This is a genomic window from Actinomadura rubrobrunea NBRC 15275 (genome assembly GCF_001552235.1).
Taxonomy (GTDB): Bacteria; Actinomycetota; Actinomycetes; order Streptosporangiales; family Streptosporangiaceae; genus Spirillospora; species Spirillospora viridilutea.
The window spans coordinates 1-5,659 of the sequence record NZ_BCQU01000165.1; the positions used below are offsets into that span (position 1 = coordinate 1).

The 5,659-nt window shown below is 72.2% G+C and carries 5 protein-coding genes; 3 read left to right on the top strand and 2 right to left on the bottom strand.

The genetic code is table 11. The annotated features are described in order from the left end of the window. The coding region (locus AR3_RS31385) for a hypothetical protein (protein WP_169803915.1) at window positions 1–384 on the top strand (384 nt) is incomplete at its 5' end. A 45-nt stretch (window positions 385–429) separates the two neighbouring features. Here the strand turns inward: AR3_RS31385 and msrB are convergent. Next, the gene (msrB, locus tag AR3_RS28370; protein WP_067918624.1) at window positions 430–831 is read right to left on the bottom strand and encodes a peptide-methionine (R)-S-oxide reductase MsrB; all 402 of its coding nucleotides are present in this window, start codon (window positions 829–831) and stop codon (window positions 430–432) included. A 101-nt stretch (window positions 832–932) separates the two neighbouring features. On the opposite strand from msrB, the gene AR3_RS28375 reads away from it, so the two are divergent. Further along, window positions 933–1,991, top strand: coding sequence for a DNA polymerase domain-containing protein (locus tag AR3_RS28375; RefSeq protein WP_067918626.1), 1,059 nt, complete (start codon window positions 933–935; stop codon window positions 1,989–1,991). A gap of 355 nt (window positions 1,992–2,346) precedes the next feature. Continuing rightward, on the top strand, window positions 2,347–4,311 hold the full coding sequence (locus AR3_RS28380) for a Xaa-Pro dipeptidyl-peptidase (RefSeq protein WP_390099641.1): 1,965 nt from the start codon (window positions 2,347–2,349) through the stop codon (window positions 4,309–4,311). 104 nt (window positions 4,312–4,415) lie between these two features. Here the strand turns inward: AR3_RS28380 and AR3_RS28385 are convergent. Further along, window positions 4,416–5,659: aldehyde dehydrogenase family protein (locus AR3_RS28385; protein ID WP_067918628.1), on the bottom strand; the 1,244-nt coding region annotated here is incomplete at its 5' end.

The window sequence follows — 5,659 nt, forward strand, 5'->3', positions numbered from 1 at the left end:
GGCGCGCAGCGCTCCCCGGCGTCCGGCGCCGACCGGGCCGCGGCCGGGACGACCGCGCCGGCCGCCCCCGCCGGCGACCCCGACGAGGTGCCCGACGCGCTGCCGTACTTCGAGCGCAAGGACCCCGACAAGAAGATCACCAAGCATGTCGAGGAGGTCCGGCGCACCGGCGGCCTCCTGCGGGTCTACACCGACCTGGAGGAGGGCGACGAGAACTCCGAGCCCGCCGTCTCGCTGTGCGAGTGGACCACCGAGTTCCTCCAGGAGGGCGGCGACGACGCGCCGCGCGTGTTCGTCCACGGCAAGAGCCCGGACAACGGCAGCGTCGTGCTGGCCAACAAGCAGAACGACAAGGACGACTGCACCGTTGATGAGACCCGCTGACTGGACCGTTCCCGCGTCCCCGCCCGCGCCGGGCGGGGACGCCGATCACTCGGCGGGCTCCAGCCTGAGGCTGATGCTGTTGATGCAGTAGCGGTCGTCGGTCGGGGTGGGGTAGCCCTCCCCGTGGAAGACGTGCCCGAGGTGGGAGTCGCAGGCCGCGCACCGCACCTCGGTGCGCACCATGCCGAGGGACCGGTCCTCGTGGAGGGTGACCGCCTCCGACTCGGCGGGCTCGAAGAACGCCGGCCAGCCGCAGTGGGACTCGAACTTGGCCTCCGACCGGAACAGCTCGGCGCCGCAGGCCCGGCAGCGGTACACCCCCACGGTCTTGGTGTCGTTGTACTCGCCGGTGAACGGCCGCTCCGTCCCGCCTTCCCGGAGCACGTGGTACTCCTCCGGCGTCAGCTGCGCCCGCCACTCCTCGTCGCTCTTGCGGATCTTCTCCATGTTCCGACCGTACCCCGCCGGCGCCGCGCCGGCATGCCCGAGACGGGGCCGGCGGCGGCCTGGCCTGGGGAAATGTCGGCGGCGTGGGTTAGCGTGCCAGCATGGGCGCGCCGAGCATCGAGATCCGGGTGGGGGAGCGCCTCGTCCGGGTCAGCAATCCCGACAAGGTCTACTTCCCGCGGCCGGGCTACACCAAGCGGCAGCTGGTGGAGTACTTCGTGGCCGTGGGGGAGGGCATCCTGCGCGCCACGCGCGACCGGCCCACCACGCTGGAACGGTGGCCCGGCGGTGTGTTCGAGGGCGCCCGGCTGGCCACCCGCGACAACCCGCGCGGCGCCGACGCGTTCTACCAGAAGCGCCTGCCCAAGGGGGCGCCCGAATGGGTGGCGTCCACGCGCATCGACTTCCCCAGCGGCCGGTCCGCCGACGAGGTGTGCCCCACCGAGGTCGCCGTGATCGCCTGGGCGGCCAACCTGGGCACGCTGACCTTCCACCCCTGGCCGGTGCGCGCCGCCGACGTCGACCACCCCGACGAGCTGCGCATCGATCTGGACCCGCAGCCCGGCACCGGCTTCGCCGACGCGGTGCGGGTGGCGCTCGGCCCGGTCCGCGAGCTGCTGGACGAGCTCGGCTACACCGCCTTCGTCAAGACCTCGGGGAAGGCGGGCGTGCACATCTACGTGCGCATCGAGCCGCGCTGGACGTTCACCGAGGTCCGCCGCGCGGCGCTGGCGTTCGGCCGCGAGGTGGAGCGCCGCGCCCCCGCCCTGGTCACCACCCGGTGGTGGAAGGAGGAGCGCGGCGAGCAGATCTTCATCGACTTCAACCAGAACGCCCGCGACCGCACGATCGCCTCGGCCTACAGCGTCCGCCCGCTGCCGCACGCCCCGGTCTCCGCGCCGGTCGCCTGGGAGGAGCTGGCCGACGTGGCGCCCGAGGACTTCACCATCGCCACCATGCCCGCCCGCTTCGCCGAGGCGGGCGACCTGCACGCCGCCATCGACGACCGCGCCTTCTCCCTGGAGCCCCTGCTGGAGATGGCCGACCGCGACGAGCGGGACCGCGGCCTGGGCGACATGCCCTATCCCCCGAACTACCCGAAGATGCCCGGCGAGCCCAAGCGCGTCCAACCCAGCAAGGACACCGATCGGCGCTCCTGACCCGCGGTTTCCCCGCCGAAAGAAGCACCGCATCGATCACCGTCGACCGGCTCGCCGTCCTCGGGGATGTGCGTCAGGTCGTCGAGCGTCAGCGTGCGCGGTCCGCCTCGCCCCCGAGTCGGCCGCTCGCGAACGCCCCATCTCCTGGAGCCCGAGAACGGCGCGCGCTATGGCCGCGACAGCGCGCCCGCCGCCAGGCAAACGGACGTCAAGGAACATTTCAGGCGGCGAGCCCGGTGCAACGGCAACAAATGACCAAAACCGGCCGCGGTTCGTGCGCGATCGATCTTTACCTGGCCCCGCGCACGGTGTTGCCTGTGCCTCCGTAGCGATCAACGAGACACGGAGGTGCGGGTTGCCCAGGAGATCCCTGAGACGGACCCGGCGGACCGTCGCGGTGACGTTGGCGACCGGCGTCGCCCTGGCCGGCGCGGGCGGCGCGGCCGACGCGGCGGCCGCGCCCAAGATCGTGGTGAAGGGCGGCGTGACCCAGCCGGTCTTCTCCTACGCCGACGCGATCCGCGAGCACGTGTACGTCGAGTCGCCGATCGACAGCGACCGCGACGGCAAGCGCGACCGCGTCAACGTCGACATCATCCGGCCCAAGGAGACCCAGCGGGGCCTCAAGGTGCCGGTCATCATGGACGCCAGCCCGTACTACGACAACGCCGGGCGCGGCAACGAGAGCGAGCGCAAGGTCTACGACGCGGCCGGGAACCCGGTGAAGTTCCCGCTGTTTTATGACAACTACTTCGTGCCCCGCGGGTACGCCTTCGTGGCCGTCGACATGATCGGCACGACGAAGTCGGACGGCTGCCCGACCAGCGGCGGCGCGCCGGACGTGCTGGGCGTCAAGGCCGTCATCGACTGGCTGAACGGCCGGGCCAAGGCCTACACGCCGGACGGCGACCCGGTGCGGGCGACCTGGACCACCGGCCGCACCGGCATGATCGGCAAGTCGTACGACGGCACGCTGGCCAACGGCGTGGCCGCCACCGGCGTGCGGGGCCTGGAGACCATCGTCCCCATCTCGGCGATCAGCAGCTGGTACGACTACAGCCGGATGAACGGCGTCAAGTACTGGGAGGACGAGCAGCCCTGGCTGGCCGACTACGTCGACACCGACGACCCGGCCAAGTGCGCCGCCGTCCGCGCCGAGCTCGACGAGGGCGAGGACGACGCGACCGGCAACTACAACGCCTACTGGGCCGAGTCCAACTACCGGAAGGGCACGGTGGGCGAGGTCGGCAACGTGCGGGCCAGCGTGTTCGCCTACCACGGCGTCAACGACCTGAACGTCAAGACCAACCACTTCGCCCAGTGGTGGGCGGGCCTGGCCAAGCGCGGCGTGACCCGCAAGCTGTGGCTGTCGCAGCGCGGCCACGTCGACCCGTTCGACACGCGCCGCGAGGAGTGGATCGCCACGCTGCACAAGTGGTTCGACCACGAGCTGCACAAGATCAACAACGACGTGCTGCGGCAGCCGCGCGTCGACATCGAGATCGCTCCGGACCGGTGGATCACCCAGGCGGACTGGCCGACCCCGTCCGCCCGCACGCTGCGGCTGCGTCCCGGCGCCGACGGCACCCTGGGCCTCAAGCCCGCCGCGCGCGGCGCCACCGGCACGTACACCGACGCGCCCGGCCCGCGGGGCGCCGGGTACACCGAGGGCGACCTGGTCTCCGACCCGACGGCGGCCAAGCCGTACCGGCTGTCGTTCGTGTCGGCGCCGCTGCCGCGCGACGTGCGCCTGTCCGGCACGCCCACCGCGGACCTCAAGGTGAAGCTGGACAAGCCGACCGCCAACCTCACCGCGCTGCTGGTGGACTACGGCACCGACACCCGCGTCGACTACCTCGGCTCGGGCGAGGGCATCGAGACGCTGACCACCGAGAGCTGCCACGGTGAGAGCACCGCCGACGACGACGCCTGCTACCGGCAGACCCGCACCAAGACGGTCACCTCGGACGTCAACGTCGTCGCGCGCGGCTGGCTGGACGCCCAGAACCGCGCCTCGCTCAGCCACCCGACCCCGCTGACCCCCGGCAAGTACTACCGCGTGCGCTGGCAGACGCTCGCGCAGGAGTACGTGTTCAAGAAGGGGCACCGGCTGGCGCTGATCATCGCCGGCACCGACGCCGACTACAACACCGAGACGCCCACCGGCGCCCAGGTGACGGTCGACCTGGCGGGCAGCTCGGTCGCCGTCCCCGTCGTCCTCGGCGAGGAGTCCGTGTCCACGCTGGTCGCGCCGGAGCAGGGCGCCTGGCGCGGTCCGTCCCACGTGGTGCTGCCCAAGCAGCCCAAGCGGTTCTCCTGACCGCCTGACGCCGGCTCCCGGCGCGCCGCCCTCCCGGGGCGCGCCGGGAGCCCGGCGTTCGCGGGGCGGTCCGCCGCGCCGGCGTCCGGCCGGCGCCGGAGCCCTCAGAACTCGAACAGGCCCGCCTTCTCGCGCGTGTAGGCGAGCAGGGAGTCGTTGCCGTACCCGCTGTCCTTGGTGCCTTCCAGGGGGAACAGCACCTTTCGGAACGTGTTGATCCAGACGGTGCCGGCCTCCAGGGCGCGGAACATGCGGTGCGCGGTACCCAGGTCGCGCGTCCACACGCCCGCGGCCAGCCCGTAGGAGGAGTCGTTGGCGATCGCGACGGCCTCCTCCTCGGTGTCGAACGGGATGGCCACGGCGACCGGGCCGAAGATCTCCTCCTGGCAGATGCGCAGCCCGTTGTCGGTCGTGGCGAACAGCGTCGGCTCCACCCAGTAGCCCCCGGCCAGGCGCTCCTCGACCAGCTCGGCGCCGGACCGTCCGCCGAACACCAGCTCGGCGCCCTCCTTCACGCCGATCTCCAGGTAGGACGTCACGCGCTCGTACTGCTCGCGGGAGACGATCGGGCCCATCGTGGTGTCGGGGGACATCGGGTCGCCGAGGCGGATGCCCGCGGCGATGGCCCGCATCCGCTCGATCATCTCCTCGTACACGGGCCGCTGGATCAGCACCCGGGAGCCGCCGTAGCAGATCTGCCCGGCGTTCGGGGTGAAGATCGCCTGCGTGGTGACGCCCGGCGCGGCCCGGTCCAGGTCGGCGTCGGCGAAGACGATGTTGGGGGACTTGCCGCCCAGCTCCAGGGCCAGCGGCTTGAGCGCGTCCGCCGACGCCCGAGTGATGATCTTCGCGGTGTCCACCGAGCCGGTCAGGCTGACCTTGTCGACGCCCCGGCTGCGCACCAGCGGGTCGCCGACCTCCTCGCCCAGCCCCGAGACGATGTTGAGCACGCCGGGCGGCAGCACCTCGCGCAGCAGCTCGCCGACGCGCAGGGACGAGACGGCCGCCTGTTCGGCGGGCTTGATGATGACGGTGTTGCCCGCGGCCAGCGCCCACGCCGCCTTGGCCGACAGCGTGGAGATGGGGGAGTTCCACGGGATGATGCCCACCGTCACCCCGTACGGCTCGCGGCGCGTCACCCCCTGCACGCCGGGTCCGAAGTCGACGCCGCGCCCCTCGGCCGCGCGGACGCATTCCGCGGCGGCGGCGTTCCACAGGTGGGTCATCCCGGGCAGGTCGCGTCCGGCGGTCTCGCTGATGACGCGGCCGTTGTCGCGGGTCTCCAGCTCGGCCAGCTCCCGGGCGTGCCGGGCGAACACCTCGGCGACCTTGCGCAGGTAGGAGGCGC